The organism is Pelomonas cellulosilytica, assembly GCF_021353265.1.
Lineage (GTDB): Bacteria > Pseudomonadota > Gammaproteobacteria > Burkholderiales > Burkholderiaceae_C > Pelomonas > Pelomonas cellulosilytica.
Genome location: NZ_JAJTWU010000006.1, coordinates 154,999 through 173,684 on the forward strand (window position 1 = coordinate 154,999; position 18,686 = coordinate 173,684).

Annotated in this window: 18 protein-coding genes and 1 riboswitch; of the genes, 7 read left to right on the forward strand and 11 right to left on the reverse strand. The window is 71.1% G+C overall.

Annotated elements, in window-relative coordinates; all coding sequences use genetic code 11:
- Positions 1 to 39: 39 nt before the first annotated feature.
- Positions 40 to 1,608 carry a hypothetical protein gene (locus LXT13_RS16090; RefSeq protein WP_233372979.1) on the forward strand — a complete coding sequence of 523 codons (1,569 nt, stop codon included), beginning with the start codon at positions 40 to 42 and terminating at the stop codon, positions 1,606 to 1,608.
- Between the two features lies 1 nt (position 1,609).
- Here the strand turns inward: LXT13_RS16090 and LXT13_RS16095 are convergent, their stop codons facing one another.
- Genes LXT13_RS16095 through LXT13_RS16105 form a run of 3 tightly spaced genes read right to left on the reverse strand, consistent with a single transcriptional unit; the run spans position 1,610 to position 3,826 of the window.
- Positions 1,610 to 2,335 (reverse strand): DUF72 domain-containing protein, encoded by a 726-nt coding sequence (locus tag LXT13_RS16095; protein ID WP_233372980.1) that lies wholly within the window; start codon positions 2,333 to 2,335, stop codon positions 1,610 to 1,612.
- 4 nt (positions 2,336 to 2,339) lie between these two features.
- The gene (locus LXT13_RS16100; protein ID WP_233372981.1) at positions 2,340 to 2,774 is read right to left on the reverse strand and encodes a hypothetical protein; all 435 of its coding nucleotides are present in this window, start codon (positions 2,772 to 2,774) and stop codon (positions 2,340 to 2,342) included.
- Positions 2,775 to 2,800: 26 nt separating this feature from the next.
- Positions 2,801 to 3,826, reverse strand: coding sequence for a zinc-binding alcohol dehydrogenase family protein (locus LXT13_RS16105; protein ID WP_233372982.1), 1,026 nt, complete (start codon positions 3,824 to 3,826; stop codon positions 2,801 to 2,803).
- 105 nt (positions 3,827 to 3,931) lie between these two features.
- Between LXT13_RS16105 and LXT13_RS16110 the strand changes: the two genes are divergently transcribed.
- The 3 genes from LXT13_RS16110 to LXT13_RS16120 all read left to right on the forward strand — a co-directional run bounded on the left by LXT13_RS16110 (position 3,932) and on the right by LXT13_RS16120 (position 6,835).
- Positions 3,932 to 4,918 (forward strand): LysR family transcriptional regulator, encoded by a 987-nt coding sequence (locus LXT13_RS16110; protein WP_233372983.1) that lies wholly within the window; start codon positions 3,932 to 3,934, stop codon positions 4,916 to 4,918.
- Between the two features lie 313 nt (positions 4,919 to 5,231).
- Positions 5,232 to 6,533 carry a S8 family serine peptidase gene (locus LXT13_RS16115; RefSeq protein WP_233372984.1) on the forward strand — a complete coding sequence of 434 codons (1,302 nt, stop codon included), beginning with the start codon at positions 5,232 to 5,234 and terminating at the stop codon, positions 6,531 to 6,533.
- Between the two features lie 47 nt (positions 6,534 to 6,580).
- A complete protein-coding gene (locus tag LXT13_RS16120) occupies positions 6,581 to 6,835 on the forward strand; it encodes a hypothetical protein (protein WP_233372985.1) in 255 nt (84 codons plus the stop codon).
- Positions 6,836 to 6,922: 87 nt separating this feature from the next.
- On the opposite strand, the gene LXT13_RS16125 is transcribed toward LXT13_RS16120, so the two are convergent.
- Positions 6,923 to 8,194, reverse strand: coding sequence for an ROK family transcriptional regulator (locus LXT13_RS16125; RefSeq protein WP_233372986.1), 1,272 nt, complete (start codon positions 8,192 to 8,194; stop codon positions 6,923 to 6,925).
- A gap of 273 nt (positions 8,195 to 8,467) precedes the next feature.
- Between LXT13_RS16125 and LXT13_RS16130 the strand changes: the two genes are divergently transcribed.
- Positions 8,468 to 9,820, forward strand: a complete 1,353-nt coding sequence (locus LXT13_RS16130; RefSeq protein WP_233372987.1) for an MFS transporter — start codon at positions 8,468 to 8,470, stop codon at positions 9,818 to 9,820.
- Between the two features lie 111 nt (positions 9,821 to 9,931).
- Here the strand turns inward: LXT13_RS16130 and LXT13_RS16135 are convergent, their stop codons facing one another.
- Together LXT13_RS16135 and LXT13_RS16140 are read right to left on the reverse strand one after the other, a co-directional pair.
- Positions 9,932 to 10,198: a hypothetical protein gene (locus tag LXT13_RS16135; protein WP_233372988.1), complete on the reverse strand. Its 267-nt coding sequence runs from the start codon at positions 10,196 to 10,198 to the stop codon at positions 9,932 to 9,934.
- Positions 10,195 to 10,725, reverse strand: coding sequence for a hypothetical protein (locus LXT13_RS16140; RefSeq protein ID WP_233372989.1), 531 nt, complete (start codon positions 10,723 to 10,725; stop codon positions 10,195 to 10,197). Before LXT13_RS16140 ends, LXT13_RS16135 begins: the two co-directional genes overlap by 4 nt.
- 38 nt (positions 10,726 to 10,763) lie before the next feature.
- On the opposite strand from LXT13_RS16140, the gene LXT13_RS16145 reads away from it, so the two are divergent.
- Positions 10,764 to 11,456 (forward strand): hypothetical protein, encoded by a 693-nt coding sequence (locus LXT13_RS16145; protein WP_233372990.1) that lies wholly within the window; start codon positions 10,764 to 10,766, stop codon positions 11,454 to 11,456.
- Here LXT13_RS16145 and LXT13_RS16150 read toward each other — a convergent pair whose 3' ends face one another.
- The 5 genes from LXT13_RS16150 to thiC all read right to left on the reverse strand — a co-directional run bounded on the left by LXT13_RS16150 (position 11,457) and on the right by thiC (position 16,923).
- Complete coding sequence (locus LXT13_RS16150) at positions 11,457 to 12,986, reverse strand: PfkB family carbohydrate kinase (protein ID WP_233372991.1); 1,530 nt, start codon at positions 12,984 to 12,986, stop codon at positions 11,457 to 11,459.
- Positions 12,983 to 13,771 carry a thiazole synthase gene (locus tag LXT13_RS16155; RefSeq protein WP_233372992.1) on the reverse strand — a complete coding sequence of 263 codons (789 nt, stop codon included), beginning with the start codon at positions 13,769 to 13,771 and terminating at the stop codon, positions 12,983 to 12,985. The genes LXT13_RS16150 and LXT13_RS16155 overlap by 4 nt, the downstream gene beginning before the upstream one ends.
- Before the next feature lie 74 nt (positions 13,772 to 13,845).
- On the reverse strand, positions 13,846 to 14,049 hold the full coding sequence (gene thiS, locus LXT13_RS16160) for a sulfur carrier protein ThiS (RefSeq protein WP_233372993.1): 204 nt from the start codon (positions 14,047 to 14,049) through the stop codon (positions 13,846 to 13,848).
- On the reverse strand, positions 14,042 to 15,043 hold the full coding sequence (locus LXT13_RS16165) for an FAD-dependent oxidoreductase (RefSeq protein ID WP_233372994.1): 1,002 nt from the start codon (positions 15,041 to 15,043) through the stop codon (positions 14,042 to 14,044). The genes thiS and LXT13_RS16165 overlap by 8 nt, the downstream gene beginning before the upstream one ends.
- Complete coding sequence (gene thiC, locus LXT13_RS16170) at positions 15,043 to 16,923, reverse strand: phosphomethylpyrimidine synthase ThiC (protein ID WP_349254840.1); 1,881 nt, start codon at positions 16,921 to 16,923, stop codon at positions 15,043 to 15,045. Before thiC ends, LXT13_RS16165 begins: the two co-directional genes overlap by 1 nt.
- 83 nt (positions 16,924 to 17,006) lie before the next feature.
- Positions 17,007 to 17,132: riboswitch (TPP riboswitch) on the reverse strand.
- Positions 17,133 to 17,231: 99 nt separating this feature from the next.
- On the opposite strand from thiC, the gene LXT13_RS16175 reads away from it, so the two are divergent.
- Positions 17,232 to 18,632 carry a patatin-like phospholipase family protein gene (locus LXT13_RS16175; protein ID WP_233372995.1) on the forward strand — a complete coding sequence of 467 codons (1,401 nt, stop codon included), beginning with the start codon at positions 17,232 to 17,234 and terminating at the stop codon, positions 18,630 to 18,632.
- Positions 18,633 to 18,686: the final 54 nt, after the last annotated feature.

The window sequence follows — 18,686 nt, forward strand, 5'->3', positions numbered from 1 at the left end:
GGCCGAACGGCACGTTCGGCTGGCACACAATCCATCGCAGTGACCGCCGCCCTCCGCCGCCACCCGCCGCCCGACCCGCGCCTGATGCAGCGCTGCCTGCTGCTGGCGGCGCTGCTGCACGTCTGGTTGGTGCTCGTCTTCGGCAACGCCACCGGCAGCGCCGCGCCGGGTCAGGGCGTCTGGGGCAGCCTCAGCGTCCGGCTGCTCAACCGCAGCGGTGGCGCCCCCGCGGAGGCGCCATCAGCCGACACCCCGGCGCCGGCATCACCCGGCGGCACCGAGCGCAACGGCTCACCGTCGCCAGCGGCCCCACTCGCGACTCAACCTGCGCCCCAGGGCACCGACACGCCGGCAGATACCCAGCCGAGCCCAGGGCCCGGCGAGCCCGCGCCGCCGAGCACCGCCACGCTGAGCCTGCCAGAGGGGTTTCGGCCCGTCGAGCGCCAGGACCTGGGCGCCGGGCCGGCGGTGGCCGCCGTGCCCACGCCGGAACTGCCCCGGCTCGTCAACCGGCTGGAGGTGCAGCCCGACACGCGGGCCGCGCCGTTGCCCCGTCCGGACAGCCTGCGCACGCCGGTGCGGCCCGCCGAACTCCCGGCGCCCGCCGAGCTACCTGCGCCCGTCAGCCGCCTGGATGCGACAGCCGCCCCCACGCCAGCGACGCTGCCGCGCCCGGACGCCTTGCGCACCGCAACGCCCGTCGTGGAGCTGCCGCCGCAGACACCGGAACTTCCTGCGCCCGTCAACCGGCTGGACCCCGCACCCGCGGCGCCGGCGACGACGCTGCCGCGGCCTGTGGAACTCCGCCCGCTGCCTGGCGTGACGCCTGCGGTGACGCCGCTCGAAGGCCCGCTGCCCGCGGCCGTTCGGCGCCTGGAGGCGGCACCGGCTCTGGAGCCCGGCGCACCGGCCGCCCTGCCCCGCCCGGCGGACCTGCGCGCCACACCGACGAGCGGGCTGGCCGACACTGCGCCTGCTGGTGCACTGCCGGCGCCCGTGCAGCGGCTCGAAGTGCCAACGGCTGCGGGCTCGACGGTGACGCGGCTGGCACGCCCCTCCGACCTGCTCACGCCAACCGCCGCCACACCTTCGGCCGCGGCGCTGCCCAATGCGGGCGACGTGCCGAGCGCCGTGCGACGACTGGAACCCGGCGACGCGGCGGCCGGCGTGACGCGCGCCCAGCCCGCCGCCACAGCGCGGCCCGCAACGTCCACACAGCCGGCGGGCACGTCGCTGTCGGAGCTGTACGGGAACGTGCCTGGCGCTCCCGGCATTCCGCCGGGCAACCCCGACGCACCGAAAGGCACGGCCGGCATGCCTGACGCCACGCCTCGCCTGGGTCCCAACCTGCCGTCCCCGCCGACCGCCGCCGCCAGCGCGCCGCGGACGCCGCTGAACCTGTCGCTGCCACGCGGCGAGCTGACCTCGCGGCGCGGCACCGGCCTCGTCGAGCTGCTGCCAGCGCCGCCGGAACGAAAATCCAAGCTGGAGCAGTCTGTCGAAGAGGCGGCCAACGCGGACTGCCGCAAAGCCTACGGCAATGCCGGGCTACTGGCGGTCGTGCCGCTGGCCATCGACACGGTGCGCGGCAAGGGCTGCAAGTGGTGAGTCATAGCAGCGCCTCCAGCGCCAGCGCGTTGCCCAACGCGGCGCCGGAGGCGGTGTTGTCGAAGATGGCCCAGACGTCAGGGCGCGCCGGTGCGGCCGCCAGCGCCCGCAGGGCCTGCACCCGCGTCGCCAGCCATTCCTCGTCATACACCGAGCGGTAACGCTGCGGCGAGCCGTGCCAGCGAAAGTAGGCCGTCGACGGAGCGCCCGCCGGCAGGTCGGCACCAGGCCAGCTTGCCGGGTCCGCGGCGACCCGGGCGACACGCAGCGCCCCGAGCCGCCGCTCGACATCAGGCGTGAACCAACTGGCATGGCGAGGCTCGCAGACGACCGCGCCGCCAAAGCGGTCGTGCACCCGCTCGAAGAAGCGCGTCGCCGTGTCGGCATGCCAGGCCAGCGACGGTGGCGTCTGCACCAGCATGACGGCCCAGCGGGGCCCCAGCGCCGAGGCCTCGCCAATGAAGCGCGCCAGCGCCTCGTCGGCACCATCGAGCCGGGCATCGTGTGAAATGGCCCGCGGGCATTTCACGGAGAACCGGAACTCCGCCGGCGTGCTGGCCGCCCAGCGCTCGTACGTGGCGGGCCCGTGCGGGCGGTAGAAGGAGGAATTGATCTCCACGCCGCGCAGCACGCCTGCATACCGCGCCAGATGTGTGCCGTCACCGGGAAAGGCGGCTGCATGGGCCGCCGGGATCGACCAGCCCGCTGTGCCGACGGTAAACGCCACGGCGTCAGCGGTCCGGGTCGGCCGTGGCGTTGAGCGCCTGGATGGCTTCGGACACCGGCGTCAATTGCTCGCCGGGCGCCGGCGAGTCGGCGGCCAACGCCTGCGCAGCCCGCGCATCGGTCGCGGGGTCGCGCTCGTCAGGAGCCATCGCCCCGACTTCATCAGCGTCCGGCTCGTCGGGCGCCGCATGGGTGGCCGCCAGCGTCAGCGGCGCCGCCAGGGCCCCGGCGATCGCGCCCGCCAGCCCACCGGCGACCTCAGCCATGCCGGTGGCGATGACCTGCATGACCTGGCCTCCAGCATCTGTCAGCACCTGAGTGCCGTCCGGCACATTCGCCATCTGCGCGGGGGCGGTTTCGACAACTTCCGCCTGATGGCCTTCACTTCCGTTCATGGCTGCTTCATTCGAGGGTGGATGCACCCCATCGGCAAGCGCCATGCCTTGATGGCATGCCGCCGGGAAGCTCAGCGCGGTCCGAACCCACCATGCAGCACCACCTTGCCGCGCATACGCCCCGACTCCACCAGCGCATGCGCCTGGCGCAGCGTGGCGGCGTGGATGGGCGTCAGCCGCTCGCTGACGGTCGTGCGCAACCGTCCGGCATCGACGAGGGCCGCCACACGGGCCAGTAGCCGCCCTTGCTCGCCCACGTCGGGCGTGTTGAACATGGGCCGGCCGAACATCATTTCCCAGTGCAGAGACAGCATCTTGGGCTTGAGCACGCTCACGTCCAGCGGGCCGCTCAGGTCGTCGATGATCCCGATGCGCCCCTGCGGCGCCGTCCCATCGACGATCGAGGCCCAGTGCTGCCCGGTGTGCGTCAGGCTGGCGACCCGCTCCACCTCCGCGACGCCGGCCGCGACCAGCTGCGGGCGCCACGGCTGACTGTGGTCGATGACCGTGTGCGCGCCCAGCTCGCGCACCCAGGCCTGCGTCTCGGGCCGGCTGGCGGTGCCGACGATGCGCAGCTGCGTCAGCTCGCGAGCCAGTTGGACGAGGATGGAACCCACGCCGCCGGCGGCGCCCACGACGAGTAGCGTCTGGCCCGCACCGCCGCCTTCGGGCACGCCCAGGCGGTCGAACAGGAGCTCCCAGGCGGTGATGGCCGTCAGCGGCAGCGCGGCAGCGTCTCCGTCGTCCAGGCGGGTCGGCGCGCGAGCGGCGATGCGGTGGTCCACCACGTGCAACTCGGCATTGGCCCCGGGCCGGTCGATGGCGCCTGCGTAATAGACGCGGTCCCCGACGGCAAAGCCCGTCACCGCGTCCCCCAGCGCCTCCACCGTACCCACAGCGTCCCAGCCGAGCACCTCGGGCCGGCCGGACTGCGGTGCGCGGTGGCGACGCACCTTGGTGTCGACGGGATTCACCGAGACGGCGGTGACGCGCACAAGCAGGTCGCGCGGGCCCGGTTCGGGCGGCGGCAAAGACAGATCCACCAGGGATTCCGGGTGGTCGATTGGCAGGGATTGCAGGTAGCCGACGGCTTTCATGGCGGGTCCTTTCGAGGGGGTGATGACCAGAGCCGCCATGCTCGCCCGTTGCATTTCATGCAGAAAGCCTAGGATCGCCGAATCAGTTTCATCAGGAACATGAAAATGGACCGCTTGGCTCCGCTGCATCTCTTTATCGCCGCCGTGGAGGCCGGCAGCTTCTCCGCGGCGGCACGGCGGCTGGACGTCGGCGCCGTGCAGGCCAGCGCCACCATCGCCCGGCTGGAGAAGGAGCTGGGCACGCGGCTGTTCGAGCGCTCCACACGCCGATTGCGCCTGACCGAGGCCGGTGAGCAATGGCTGCCACACGCGCGCCAGCTGCTCGCCGCGTGGGAGGCAGGTCAGGCCGCATTGCGCGGAGCCGGCGACGCGCAGCCGCTGAGCGGCCGCCTGCGCGTCAGCCTGCCGAGCGACCTCGGCCGCCAACACCTGTGGCGCTGGATTGAGGACGTGGCCGCCGCCGAAGGCGCCGCGAGCCTGCAGCTGGAGCTGCGGCTGAGCGACCGCCTGACCGACCTGGTGCAGGAGCCGGTGGACCACGCGGTGCGCTATGGCGAGCCGCCCGACTCCAGCCTCGTCGCGCTGCCGCTGGCACCCGCCAACCGCCGCGTGCTGTGCGCGAGCCCCGCGTATGTCGCCCGGCACGGCGCCCCTCGCACTCCGTCCGAACTGCACAGCCACGAGGCCCTGCGCTTCGTGCTTGGGGACAGCCTGCACGGCCGCTGGCGCTTCACGTCACCCTACGGCGAGACCACCGTGGTGGACGTTTCGGGCAGTCGCATCGCTGACGACGGTGGCGTCGTGCGCGAATGGGCACTTGCCGGGCTGGGCATTGCCTACAAGAGCGGGCTCGATGTCGCCAGCGACCTGGTGGCAGGCCGCCTTGTGGCGCTGCTGCCCGGCTGGCTTGGCGAGCCCGCACCGCTGCACTGGATGGCGGTCGGGCGCCACCGGCTCACGCCGGCATTGCGCCGGCTGGCAGCAGCGCTGCGCGGACACTGCGAAGCGCTGCTGCCTGCCCAAAGGCCAGCGAGCAACTTGACGTCCGGCGAACCGAACCCAGAACCCAACCGCAGCGCAGGCGGGTTATAGCGGTAGCCAGCGTGCGAACCGCGAAGGCAGCTGGCTCGGCGGCAGCAACGGGGCGCGCGAGGCGATAGCGCGCGAAGCAGCCGCCCCCAGCGGCAAGGCGTGGTCCGCGAAGCGGGACACCACCAGTTCACAACCACAAGACCAGGCTGCGAGTGGTGGTGCGCCGCCACGCCAGTTGGGCATCGGCGATGTCCGCACGCCGCTCGTCATTTGTGAGGAGTGCAACCCTTCAGTGTAGGCATAACGTCGTCCGCACAGGTACTTTCAACCTGGGCAGCGGGCAGTGACCGCTGCCCGCCACTGGAGCACTGCCATGAGCGAAGACCTTTCCGATGGCGTCCAGCCGGTGCAGACAACCGGCCGCTACATCGTGACCTACAAAGACGGCGCGCAAGGCGACGGCCTGGCCCAGCTGAAGAAGCGAGCCGGCCTGACGAAGGCGCGGACACTGTCCATCGCAGATTTCGGAGAAGGTGGCGTGGACTTCTCGCAGCTGCCCGAGTCTGGCGGGCTGATCCTCGAGCACATCGGCATCGCCGTCCTGAACATCGACCCGGAGGCGGCCGGCGCGATGGTGATGGAAGCGGGTGCGGATTCCCCCATCCTGGCCGTCGAACCCGAAGGCGTTATGTACGCCTTGTCAGAGGTGTCGCCGCTGTCGTTGGACTACCTACGAGGCTTCCGGGACGCTGCCGACAGCATCTTCGTCCAAGCCAACACACAGCCCGAAGGACACGACCTCGAAACCGAGGCCGCCTTCGCGGATACCGCAGCACTGACGTGGGGCTTGCAGGCCACCAAGGCGAGCGCCTCACGCTTTTCGGGTAACGGCATCCGCGTTGCCGTACTGGACACCGGGCTGGCTTCCGGGCATCCCGACTTCGCCGGCCGACCCGTCGTGGCGAAATCCTTCGTCCCAGGCGCCAACACTGCTGACGATGGCCACGGGCATGGCACGCATTGCATCGGTACCGCGTGTGGCCCGCTGGGTCCATCGACCGGCAGGCGATACGGCGTGGCGCACCGGGCGCAGGTCTACGTGGGCAAAGTGCTATCGGACCAAGGCAGCGGTGGCGATGCAGCCATCCTGGCCGGCATCGACTGGGCCATCGCCAACGGGTGCAGCGTGATTTCAATGTCGCTCGGAGCCAATGTGCCGACCTCCACAATCGCCTACGAGACGGTCGGTCAGCGAGCACTCAACGCCGGCACGCTCATCGTCTCCGCCGCGGGCAACGGCGGCGACCGGGCGTCGGGCCAGTTCGGTTTCGTCGGCCGCCCGGCCAACAGCCGGACTTTCATGGCCGTAGCCGCGCTCGACAGTGCCCTGCGCGTCGCAGGCTTTTCAGCTCGCGACACGGCACGACAGCCCGGCACGGCAGTGGACGTGGCGGCGCCGGGTGTCGCGATCTACTCCAGCTGGCCCATGCCTGCCCGCTACAACACCATTTCCGGCACGAGCATGGCAACCCCGCACGTCGCAGGGATCGCAGCACTGTGGGCCGAAGCTACCGGGGCCCGCGGTGCAGCGCTGTGGCAAACGCTGGTGGTCAACGCGCGCACGTTGAGCGCCCCCGTGGTGGACGTCGGCCGTGGCCTCGTCCAGGCACCCTAGATGCGGCGGCGCCACTACACTGAAGCAAGCTCGCGCGAAGGCCCGCCATGCCTCATTCACCCACACGGCTCGTCGAGATGGTCGTGACCGTCGCAGACTCGCACCGGGAGTCACTGTCTGGCCTGGTACAGCAACTCCAGGCCAGGGGCTTGACGGATGCGACAGCGCTGGAAGCAGCCGGACTGATCACTGGCCACGCGCCCATCGAAGTGCTCAAGGATCTGCAGGACGTACTGGGTGTCAGAGCGGTGGAGACGTCGGGCATGACTCAATTGCCACCGCCGGATTCCAAGATCCAGTGACCTCTCCGGCAGTTCGCCCAAAGGCCGCATGAGCGCGGCAAGTGAAGAGGACAACGCCACCACCACGCCTGCGCGCGGGCGGGTCGTTCAGCAACCCGTCGTCGACAGCGATCCTGCAGCCTGCTGCCGCGCGGAAGCCCGTGGCGAGGGTGGGTGGTAGCGATAGCCATAGCGCGCGAACAGCGAAGTCAGCCGGCTCGGCGGCCGCAACGGGCGCGTGAGGCGATAGCGCGCGAAGGCGGCTGCCCCCAGCGCCACGGCCTCATCCCCGAAGCGCGACACGGTCACCTCCGGCGGCACGCGGCCCGCGACGCGGGCCTGCTCGGCCAGCGCCGCCAGCGCTGGCGCCAGCAGCGGCGCCCCCAGTGACGCGGCAGGCCCGGCGACGACGATGCGCCCTGGATCGTGGCTCATCCACAGGTTGCCGAGCACCACGCCCAGATGACGGCCCGCCCGCTCGACGGCCCGTGCTGCGTCAGCCTCGCCCAACCGCTGCGTCACGGCCACCATCGAGGCGGCTTCGCCGGGCAGAATCATCGCGCGCAGCCCCACCATGGCTTCGACACAGCCCCGCCGCCCGCAGCGGCAGGCCGTGCCATCGAGGGACAGCGTCATGTGTGCCAGCCCCGGCAGCAGCCGGCATGGACCATCCGGCCCGTCCCCCACCAGAGCGGCCTCCACCCGTTCGCCAAGCCAAAGCGACAGCAGCGGCAAACGAGGCCGGGACACGCCGAACTCCAGCTCGCCCACGCCAGCCACCTGCGCGCCGCCCTGCACATGCAGCGCGCAGCGCTGTAGCGGCGTGCCGCGCAGGTGCTCGCCAAGCCGCCGCGCCACCGGCACGCCGGCCCAGGCGCACGGGTGCGTGGCACTGACGCAGCCGGTGAACTCATCGATGCGCCCGGCCAGCCCGGCACCGATAGCCACGACGCTGCGGCCGAGCGCCGCGACGCGGGCGTGAGCTCCGAGCAGCAACCGGGCCGCCCGCGCGAGCATCGCTTCAGCATCGTCCACGCAGGCGCACGGTTCATGGAGGCGCGCCAGCACGTCGCCCGTCAGCGAGGTGGCCAGCACCCGCACGCCGTCGTCCCCTACTTCGGCGCCCAGCAGTACCAGCCGGTCGCGTCGCAGATGCAGTAGGGCGGAACGGCGGCCCGCGTGCGCGGCTTCCACCCCGGCGTGCTCCTGCAGCCAGCCCTGGTCGAGCAGCTTGCGAACGAGCGCGATGACGGTGGGCCTGGGCAGCGAGAGCGCGTCCGCCAGCGCGCCGCGGGACTGTCCGGGTTCGGCGCAGATGAGGCGCAGGACAGCCTGCGCGCTGATGTCCCGGAGCCGGAATTCGTCGCTGTCGAGGTTCATGGGTCTTAAGGCCGGGGGCCTGAGCCGCGGCGATGCTAGGAAGGCGGCCCGACCGGAACCAATCACTTTTGCCCGGCCCTCGATGCCGACTTCGGTATCGCCCGATGGCGCCGTGGCCGAACGAGGCCCGCAATGCCCGTCGCCCACGAGCCACCCGACCTGAGGGCCACACCTCAGCGTCGCGCCGGCCGACCCCAAAGGCAGGCGATGATGCGCCGCGGCGCATGCCGCGGGTCGCAAGGCCCGGCCCCGGATCAACGAAAAAACTCGAGCATGACTGAGACAACTATTGGCAGGTACAGGTGGACCATCTGCGCGCTGCTGTTCTTTGCCACCACCGTCAACTACCTCGACCGCCAGGTGCTGAGCCTGCTGGCGCCGGCGCTGTCCAAGGAGTTCGGCTGGTCCAATTCCGATTACGCCAACATCACCGCCGTCTTCCAGTTCGTCTACGCGATCGCGATGCTCTTCGCGGGCCGCTTCATCGACGCCATCGGCACGCGACGGGCCTTCGTCATCGCCGTGGCCGTCTGGTCGCTGGGCGCCGTCATGCACGCGTTCTCGGTGCCTATCGGCGGCATGCTCGCGGCGCTGGGCGTCGCGCTGCCGGTGTCGGTCGCCGGCTTCATGGCGTCGCGCGCGGTGCTGGCCATCGGTGAGGCCGGCAACTTCCCTGCCGCCATCAAGGCGACCGCCGAGTACTTCCCGAAGAAGGAGCGGTCCTTTGCCACCGGCATCTTCAATTCCGGCGCCAACATCGGCGCCGTGCTCGCGCCGCTGACGGTGCCGTGGATCGCCGCCACCTGGGGCTGGCAGATGGCATTCATCGTCATCGGCGCCATCGGCTTCCTGTGGATCCTGCTGTGGCTCGTCTACTACGACACGCCCACCCGCCAGCGCCGCCTGAGCGCCGCCGAACTGGCCTACATCAACAGCGACAACGACACCGCTCCGACGCAGCCCGCGGCCGACGGCGGCCAGCGCCTGTCGTGGTTCCGCCTGTTGGGCTACCGCCAGACCTGGGCGTTCGCCTTCGGCAAGTTCATGACCGATGGCGTCTGGTGGTTCTATCTGTTCTGGCTGCCCAAGTACCTCTCCAGCCAGTACGGCATGAGCACTACCGCCATCTCGCTGCCTCTAACCGTGCTCTACAGCATGACGATGGTGGGCAGCATCGGCGGCGGCTGGTTCCCGGCGTACTTCCTGCGCCGCGGCATGGCGCCGTATGACGGCCGCATGCGCGCGATGCTCGTCATCGCGTTCTTCCCGCTGGCCGTACTGCTGGCGCAGCCGCTGGGAGGCGTCAGCTTCTGGCTGCCGGTGCTGCTGGTCGGCATCGGCGCATCGGCGCACCAGGCCTGGTCGGCCAACCTGTTCACGACCGTGTCCGACATGTTCCCCAAGCGCTGCGTCGGCTCCGTCATCGGCATCGGCGGCATGGCGGGTGGCCTGGGCGGCGTCCTGGTGTCCAAGCTGGGCGGCTGGATTTTCGACGCCTATGGCGCGCGTGGCGACCTCAGCACCGGCTACATGATCATGTTCTCGATCTGCGCGCTGGCCTACCTGGGTGCCTGGATCGTCATGAAGGCGCTGGTGCCGCGGCACGAGGAAATCCGCGCGGACTGAACTGGTCAAGCGGCACGGCGCAGAGGGCGGTCCCTTCCTCGCCGCGCCCCAGGCGAGTCAGCGTCCGTTCGGCGTGATGAGAGTCGTCCTGGTCCGCTGAGCAGCGCAGGCTCAGTCCGTGCGCTCCGCCGGCAGCGAGCGCAGGTTGCCGATCAACAGCAGCAGCGTAGCGCCGACAGCTACACCGGCGATGCCGGCCCAGTGCATCTGTTCGCCCAGCCAGTCCTCCGAAGACAGGGCCAGGCCGCCGCCCAGCATCGCGCCGACGCCCGCGAAAATGGCGTCAAGCAGCAGCCGCTGCCTGCCCATGGTGTCGCGGCCCAGGCTACCGAGCCAGGCCACCAGCATGCCGGTGAACAGCCAGAAGATGACGTTCATGGAACATATCCGGCCGGGTCAACGGGTGTTGGAGGCCGCAGCCGCCTGGCGGTCGGCCGCGTTGTCGTTGCCCCGGTGACCGCCGTTGCCTGGTGCTGCTCGACGCGGCGCACCTGCGCCAGGACCGGCTGGAGCGAATTGTTCATGCGGGCGCACGCATGGCCGGAATTGAGCGCCTCCAGCTCCAGCCCATTGAGCAGGATGATGTGGACACGGCTGCAGGCGTCGTCATTGAGCTTGCTGATCGGCTTCTGGACCATGTCGCGCCAGGTGAAGCGCTGTCGGTCAAGCGTGACGCCGCGGTTGTCCATGAGGTTGAGTCCCATTGCTGTTGCTCCTTGCTGGCTGGTTTGGGCGCGGCGCGGGCCGCCGTCGCTGTGCCCGGTGCGGCAACCGCCATACCCTGGCAGGTCGGCAACCCGATGCAGCAATTGCTGAATAGAACGGCAGCTATTGCGTGTTCGATCCGTCAGAAGGCCGGCGACCGCATAGTTCACGAAAGCGGTCCGATGCTCCATCAACTTCACCGCGTGCCGCCCGAAGATGCTCCGAAAGGAGTACCCCCGTGCCGCGTTTCCTGCTGTCCGCCGCCTTCGCCCTGCTCTGCGCTACGCTGCAGGCCGCCCGTGCGGCGGACCTCTCGCCGCTCGAAACCCGCTGGCTGCAGGGCATCTCCCCGGTCGTGCTGCATGCCCGGCAGGCGCTGGCGCTACCGCTGGACGTGGTCGTGCAGCCGCAGGACGCGCCCGGCGCAGCGCCGCTGGCGCTGGCCTTCGTCGACGGCCGCTGCAAGTTGGTGCTGTCCATGCGCGGGAACCCGGAGGGCGAACGCCAGATCGACGCGCTGGAACCGGCCCTGCGCAGCGCGGCGCTGGAACTGATGGCCGCGCACGAGCTGGGCCACTGCCGCCGCTACCTGGATGGTGCCTGGACCCGCATGCCGGCCGGCTTCGTCGCCGCCCGCGCGCCCGAGACGCTGCCCCCCGACCTGCAGCGGGCGTGGCTGGACATGCGCTCCACGCGGCGCGAGGAAGGCTATGGCGACCTCGTCGGGCTCGCCTGGACACGCCAGCAGCACCCCGAGCTGTATGCCCGCCTGCATGGCTGGCTCGTCAGGGAGCGCTCGACCGACCTGCTGCCCGGCAGCCACCACGATACGCTGGCGTGGCTGGCGCTGGCGCGCGAACCCGAGTCATTTGACGGCCAGCCCCTCTTCGATGCCGCCGAGGGCGTCTGGCAGCGCGGCCTGGCCGACTGATCAGTCCAGGCTCGGATGCGGCCAGTCGGGCGCCGCGCTGGCCGGCATCTGCCTGCCGCTGTCCCAGGCGGCCAGCCAGTCGGCCACTGGCCACGCGCTGCCGTCGGACAACCCGCGCACGACGCAGCCCGCGCTGGCTCCAGCTGCCGCCACCAGGCTCAGCTGAGCCGGCGCCAGCACGCCGCCAATACCCACCACCGGCGCCGGTGCCATCGCGGCCCACCAGGCCAGGTTGGCGAGCCCTTGCGGGCGCCACGGCATGGCCTTGGTCAACGTGGGCCACACCGGACCGCAGGCCACGTAGTCCGGCGCCCACGCCACCGCACGCGCCAGCTCCCAGAGGCTGTGCGAGCTGATGCCCAGCCGCAGGCCGCCGCCCCGGGCAGCAGCCAGCTCGCGGCGCTCGGCGGGCGACAAGGCCAGCAGGTCCTCCTGCCCGAGGTGGACGGCGTCGACACCGGCGGCAAGCGCCTCGCGCCAGTGGTCGTTGACGATCAACAGGCCGCCCGCCCCGCGCGCGGCGGCAATCTCGGCGTGCAGACGGGTCGGCCAGTCGGCCTCCTGATCGCCACGCTTGATGCGCAGCTGCACGGTGCGCAGGCCGGCACCGAAGAGCCGGGCCGCGTGCTCACCACGGTCCGTGATGCCGTACACGCCCTCGACCGCGGCGCCACCCGCAGGAGCCGGCCAGCGCGCCGGCGGCTCGGCGTCGTCGAACAGCGCGGGCAGCAGCGTGGCGTCGGTGATGAAGTCCGGCACCGGCCTCACCGGGCCTGGCCCGGTGCCGGGCGTCTTCGCGTCGATATGCAGGCCCGAGGTTGTCAGCATCTTGGCGATGACAGCGGCATCCGCCGCGACGAAGCCGCGTGCCAGCGCGGCGGCGAGCGCGGTGGCAAAACAGCAGCCCGTGCCGTGGTTGTGCCGGGCGTCGCGCCGCGGCAGCGCCAGCCAGCCGCTGGCGTGCTCGCTGGCCAGCCAGTCCAGCGCGAGCGCCCTGCCCTCATCGCCGCCGGTGATGCACACCGACGCCACGCCCAGCGCTTGCAACGCGAGCGCCTGCGCGGGCGCCGGCCCGTCACCGACCAGGCGGCCCGCCTCGCGGCGGTTGGGCGTCGCCACGGTAGCGCGCGGCAGCAGCTCCTCGCGATAGGCACGCAGCAGTGCCTCGTCGGCGAAGCTCGCGCCGCTGGAGGCGCGCAGCACCGGGTCGACGACGAGTGCCACCGGCGCCCGCTCGCGCAGCCGGTCGATCCAGCGCGCGACGACGCGCAGCTGGGCCACGCCGCCGAGCAGGCCCGTCTTCACTGCGACCGGTGGCAAGTCCTCGGCCAACGTGGCCAGCTGGGCGGCGAGCTGCTCGGGCGGCACCGGGAACACCGCGTCCACCGCCACGCTATTCTGCGCCGTCAGCGCCGCCGCGACCGGGCACAGGTGCACGCCGGTGGCGTCGGCCGCGCGCTGGTCGGCCGACAGGCCCGCACCGCCACCGCTGTCCAGCCCGGCGACGCTCCAGACGATGGGCGGCTTCATGCGATGAGGAAGGGCCGGCCGTCCACCGGCGTGCTGGCAACGGCCATGTCCTGCCGGGCCATGATGCCGGCCTCGTAGCCCAGCCGCCCAGCTTCGATGGCGCCGCGGAAGGCCGCCGCCATGCAGACCGGGTCGCCAGCCTGCGCCACTGCCGAGTTCAGCAGCACGGCGTCGAAGCCCAGCTCCATCGCCTGCGCGGCATGCGACGGCGCGCCGATGCCGGCATCGACGATCAGCGGCACGCCCGGCAGCCGCTCGCGCAGCGTGCGCAGCGCAAACGGGTTCAGTAGCCCCTGTCCAGAGCCGATCGGCGCGCCCCAGGGCATCAGCACTTCGCAGCCGACGTCCAGCAGGCGGCGGCACGTGACGAGGTCGTCCGTACAGTACGGAAAGACCTGGAAGCCGTCCTTCACGAGCTGCTCGGCCGCAGCGACGAGCTCCCACGGATCGGGCTGCAGCGTGTATTCGTCGCCGACCACCTCGAGCTTGATCCACGGTGTCTCGAACAGCTCGCGGGCCATCTGCGCGAGGATGATGGCCTCCGTGGCCGTGCGGCAGCCGGCGGTGTTGGGCAGCAGGTGGCCGCCAGACTGCCGCAGCTCGGCCCGCAGCGCGGCGACGAAGCCGTTGTCCCCCGCTGCCGCCAGCGTGCGCCGCAGCCCCAAGGTGACGACTTGCGCACCGCTGGTCCGCACGGCACGCCGCAGCACGTCTGGTGAGGGATAGCCGGCAGAGCCGAGCAGGAATCGGCTGCTCAGAAGCCGGCCGTAGAGGGTCCAGGTCATGCGGCGTTCTCCGCGTGGGCGAGGGTCTGGGGATGACGGCAGCAGCAGCCGGCTTGCAGGTCGCGTGATGGCATTCAGCCTCCCGTGATGGGTTGAATCAGCGTCAGTGCGTCGCCCGGCTGGATCAGCGTGGACGCGCGCCGTGAGCGGGGCAGGAAGACGCCGTTCAGCGCGGTGGCCACGGCGTCGGCCTCCCGGCCCTGCTCGGCCAGCAGCGCCGCCACCGTCAGGCCCGCGCGCCATGGCTGCGGCTGCTGGTTGACGGTGAATTCATGCATGACGCAGCGCATCCTCCGCGAGTGCTGGTGCGAGCAGCCAGCCATGGCGGAACAGCCCGTTGATGCGAAGCAGGCCCGCCGCGGCGTCGATGCGCGGGCGGTGGTCCGCGAAGGCCGGGCGCAGGTGCGTGTCCAACTGCACGATGCGCGCCTCGGCCAGCGCCGGCAGGACGCTGTGCGCCGCGGCCAGCAACTCGACCGCACTGCGCAGGCTCACCGGCGAGCGGTCCTCGCTCTCCACCTCGGACGCACCGACGACGACGAGGTCCCCGGGCCGCGGCACGAGGTAGACGCGGTGGCGCGGGTGCATCAGCCTGACAGGCCGATGCAGCGGCACGCCCGGCGCATGCAGCCACAGGATCTCGCCGCGCACACCGCGCAGTCCGACGACATCGGGCCGGGCGCCGAGGCCGCGGGTGTCGATGGCGAGGTCGACGTCCACGTGCGAGCCGTCGTCGAGCGCGATGCGATGCGGCTGCACGGTCTCGGCGTGCCGGCCCCAGCGCCAGTCCACGCCGGGCGCCTGCTCGGCCAGCGCAACCAGCATTTCACGCGGCAGCACCTGGCCTTCGCCCGGCAGCAGCCAGGCCTTAAGGCCCGGTGCCAGCGACGGCTCCAGCCGCGCCAGCGCGGCCCGGTCCAGCGGCTCGGGGCCGTCGCTGAGGCGCGCCAGCACGCGCTGCGCCGCGCCGAGGTCGCTGCCATGGGCCAGCAACAGGCTGCCGTCGACCCTCACGAGCTCGGGCCGGCCCAGCGCCTGAGCGATTCGCGGCCACAGCTGCAGCGAACGCCAGCCCAGGGCCGCCACCTCGGGCCCGGCATGTTCGCGTTCGGCCACCGGGCTGAGCATGCCTGCCGCGACCAGGGCGGCTGGCCCCGGCGCGTCCGGCCCCGTGGCCGGGTCGATGACGGTCACGCGGTGACCTGACCTGGCCAGTTGCCACGCCAGCAGCCGGCCGATGACGCCGGCGCCGGCAATCGCGACGTTGCGCATCACGCCTCGGCGATCGGGATGTAGAAGGCGCCGCCGGCCGCCTTGAACTCGGCGGACTTCTGCGCCATCCCCTCGGCCACCACGTCAGCGGCCTCCAGGCCGTTCCTCACGGCATAGTCGCGCACGTCCTGCGTGATCTTCATCGAACAGAACTTCGGCCCGCACATGGAGCAGAAATGCGCCTCTTTGGCCGAGTCCTTGGGCAGCGTCTCGTCGTGATAGTCCCGCGCGGTGTCGGGGTCGAGGCCCAATGCGAACTGGTCGTTCCAGCGGAACTCGAAGCGGGCCTTGCTCATCGCGTCGTCCCGCGCGCGGGCGCCCGGATGGCCCTTGGCGATGTCGGCCGCGTGGGCGGCGATCTTGTAGGCGATGAGCCCCTGCTTCACGTCGTCGCGGTCCGGCAGTCCCAGGTGCTCCTTCGGCGTCACGTAGCAGAGCATGGCGGTGCCCATCCAGCCGATCATGGCCGCGCCGATGGCCGAGGCGATGTGGTCATAGCCGGGCGCGATGTCGATGGTCAACGGACCGAGCGTGTAGAACGGCGCCTCGTGGCAGTGCTTCAACTGCTCGGCCATGTTGGCCTGGATCAGGTGCATGGGCACGTGGCCGGGGCCTTCGATCATCGTCTGAACGTCGTGCTTCCAGGCCACCTTCGTCAGCTCGCCCAGAGTGCGCAGCTCGGCGAACTGGGCCTCGTCGTTGGCGTCGGCGCCGCTGCCGGGGCGCAGGGCGTCGCCCAGCGAGAAGGTGACGTCGTAGGCCTTCATGATTTCGCAGATCTCTTCGAAGTGCGTGTACAGGAAGTTCTCGCGGTGATGCGTGATGCACCACTTGGCCAGTATGGAGCCGCCGCGCGACACGATGCCCGTGCGGCGCCTGGTCGTCATAGGGATGAACGGCAGCCGCAGGCCGGCGTGGATGGTGAAGTAGTCGACGCCCTGCTCCGCCTGCTCGATCAGCGTGTCGCGGAAGATGGCCCAGGTCAGGTCCTCGGCGACGCCGCCCACCTTCTCGAGCGCCTGGTAGATCGGCACGGTGCCGATGGGCACGGGCGAGTTGCGGACGATCCAGTCTCGCGTCGTGTGGATGTTGCGACCGGTCGAGAGGTCCATCACCGTGTCCGCCCCCCAGCGGATGCTCCACACCAGTTTCTCGACCTCCTCCTCGATGCTGGACGTGACGGCCGAGTTGCCGATGTTGGCGTTGACCTTGACGAGGAAGTTGCGGCCGATGATGGTCGGCTCCAGCTCCGTGTGGTTGATGTTGGCGGGAATGACGGCGCGACCGCGCGCCACCTCCTGGCGCACGAACTCGGGCGTGATGACGTCGGGGATGGCGGCGCCCAGCGCGTCGCCGCGCAGCCGGGCCTCGCGCTCGGCGTCGCCGAGGTAGGCCTGCATCCATTCGCGCCTGCCGTTCTCGCGCAGCGCGACGAACTCCATCTCCGGCGTGACGATGCCCCGGCGGGCGTAGTGCAGCTGGCTGATGTTGCCGCCCGCCAGCGCACGGCGCGGCGGGCGCTGCAGCGCGGCGGCCTCGGCACGAAGCCGGGCGATGCGCTCGCTGTCATCCCTGCCGCCGTCGTCCAACGCGACGCGGGTGCGGCCCGCGTAGGTCTCGCTGTCGGCGCGGTCGGCTATCCAGCTGGACCGCAGGGGCGGCAGGCCGCGACGCACGTCGATCGCCGCGGCGGGGTCGGTGTAAGGGCCGGAGGTGTCGTGCACGACGACGGCCTCGCCGTTGCTCAGCGCGATCTCGCGCATCGGTACGCGCACGTCGGGGCGGCTGCCGGTAACGTAGGTCTTGCGGGACGCTGGGAACGGCTCCCGCGTCAACGACAGGCGCTCATCGAGCGAGGCGTGGGATTCGAGGGCATTCACGGCGGCGGTCTCCTGGAGCGGTGGTCGGGTTGCTCCGTGGCCGCCTACGGATGCACGGGCGAGGTCAGCCCTCGCCAGCACGCCCTCATGGCATGCGCTCTCCTTACGCCGGTATTAGCCGGTTCAAGTTCACGGGTTCGGTCTTCAATGACCGTCTCAGCGTCGGGGCCTCGCTTGTCAGCCAGGCCCGGGCACCCCGGAGCGGGCGCGATTGTGCTTGCCATTGCCGCTGCTTGGCAAGCCCGGCCGGCCATCGCCTACAGTGCGCGCCGCGAGGGGCGGTTCCCCCCGCGGGATCACGGAAGCGCATGACGGTGATGACGGCAGTACGGCGGTGGATGCGATGGAGTGGCGCGGCAGCGCTGGCGGCGCTGGCGGGCTGCTCCAGCCACCGCCCCTGGATCAACCAGCCGCTACCGCCCGCCGCCGCGGTGTCACAGCAGGCGCGCGGCGCGGAACGGCACCGCCTGCCGCCCGCAGCGACGCAGCCGGTCACGATGGCGGTCACGTTGTCCGGCGGCGGGGCGCGGGCCGCGGCCTTTGGGCTGGGCGTGCTGCGCGAACTCAAGGCCACGACGCTGACGCTCGACGGTCAGACCTCGTCGTTGTTGGACCATGTCGCCCTGGTCAGCGGCGTGTCGGGCGGCAGCATCCTGGCGGCTCATTTCGCGGCCTTCGGCGATGCCACGCTGGACCGCTTCGAACCCGACTTCCTGATGGTGCCCTTCGAGAGCCGCCTCATCCGCGAGGCGCTGTGGCCGGAGCGCCTGTACAAGCTGACCTCGCCCTGGTATGGGCGCACGCAGATCCTCGCGCAGCGCTTCGACGAATTGTTCGAGGGTCGCACCTTCGCCGACGTGCTCAAGCGCCCCGGTGCACCCGAGCTGATGATCACGGCGACAGACCTGACCACCGGCGCGCCGTTCGACTTCACCGCCGAACAATTCCAGCTGATCTGCTCGGACCTCGGCGCCACGCCGCTGTCGTTCGCGGTGGCGGCGTCGTCGGCCGTGCCGCTGCTGCTGTCGCCCGTGACGGTGCGCAATCACGCCGACGCCTGCGAGCATGCATTGCCGGCGGCCACCCCGGCCGCGCAGGACTACCGCGCCCGCATGCTGCAAAACAGCGTCGAAAGCTACCGCAATGCCCGCGATCGGCCCTACATCCACCTCGTGGATGGCGGTGTGACGGACAACCTCGGCGTGCGGCTCATGCTGGACCGGCTGGTGGCCACGGGCTCGATGACCGCCAGCTTCGCCGATGCCAAGCCCGGCACCATCCGCCGACTCATCCTCGTGACGGTGAACTCCGAGCGCGGGCTGTCCGAGCGGGTGGACAACAGCGACCGCATTCCCACGACGACGCAGGTGCTGGAGTCGCTGATCTTCGGTGCCGGCTCTCGGGAGACCCAAATCACGCTGGCGATGCTCACCGACGACCAGCGACGCTGGCGCGAGGAGATCCAGCGCATGCGCGGCCAGCCGGGCAGCCCATTCGCGGCGGACGCAGAGATCCACACCATCAACGTCAGCCTGCACGACGTGCCGGACGACAAAATCCGCCATTCGCTGCTGCGCGTGCCGACGGCGTTCACGATCGAGGCGCATGACGTTGTCGAGCTGCAGCGCGCTGGCGCCGCGGCGCTGCGGGCGTCTCCGGCCTTCGTGCAGCTCAAGCAGTCGCTTGAGCGGCTCGGCGCCGGCCACTGAGGCCGGGCGAGCGGGTTCGCGGTCATGTCAGGATGCACCCCGAGGAGCCGGATC

Coding starts and splice junctions, on each gene's coding strand:
- LXT13_RS16135 (WP_233372988.1), bottom strand. CDS start 10,198: ATGAACGTCATCTTCTGGCTGTTCACCGGCATGCTGGTGGCCTGGCTC.
- LXT13_RS16155 (WP_233372992.1), bottom strand. CDS start 13,771: ATGACCTGGACCCTCTACGGCCGGCTTCTGAGCAGCCGATTCCTGCTC.
- LXT13_RS16150 (WP_233372991.1), bottom strand. CDS start 12,986: ATGAAGCCGCCCATCGTCTGGAGCGTCGCCGGGCTGGACAGCGGTGGC.
- LXT13_RS16110 (WP_233372983.1), top strand. CDS start 3,932: ATGGACCGCTTGGCTCCGCTGCATCTCTTTATCGCCGCCGTGGAGGCC.
- LXT13_RS16100 (WP_233372981.1), bottom strand. CDS start 2,774: ATGGCGCTTGCCGATGGGGTGCATCCACCCTCGAATGAAGCAGCCATG.
- thiS (WP_233372993.1), bottom strand. CDS start 14,049: ATGCATGAATTCACCGTCAACCAGCAGCCGCAGCCATGGCGCGCGGGC.
- LXT13_RS16125 (WP_233372986.1), bottom strand. CDS start 8,194: ATGAACCTCGACAGCGACGAATTCCGGCTCCGGGACATCAGCGCGCAG.
- LXT13_RS16130 (WP_233372987.1), top strand. CDS start 8,468: ATGACTGAGACAACTATTGGCAGGTACAGGTGGACCATCTGCGCGCTG.
- LXT13_RS16165 (WP_233372994.1), bottom strand. CDS start 15,043: ATGCGCAACGTCGCGATTGCCGGCGCCGGCGTCATCGGCCGGCTGCTG.
- LXT13_RS16120 (WP_233372985.1), top strand. CDS start 6,581: ATGCCTCATTCACCCACACGGCTCGTCGAGATGGTCGTGACCGTCGCA.
- LXT13_RS16115 (WP_233372984.1), top strand. CDS start 5,232: ATGAGCGAAGACCTTTCCGATGGCGTCCAGCCGGTGCAGACAACCGGC.
- LXT13_RS16175 (WP_233372995.1), top strand. CDS start 17,232: ATGACGGTGATGACGGCAGTACGGCGGTGGATGCGATGGAGTGGCGCG.
- LXT13_RS16105 (WP_233372982.1), bottom strand. CDS start 3,826: ATGAAAGCCGTCGGCTACCTGCAATCCCTGCCAATCGACCACCCGGAA.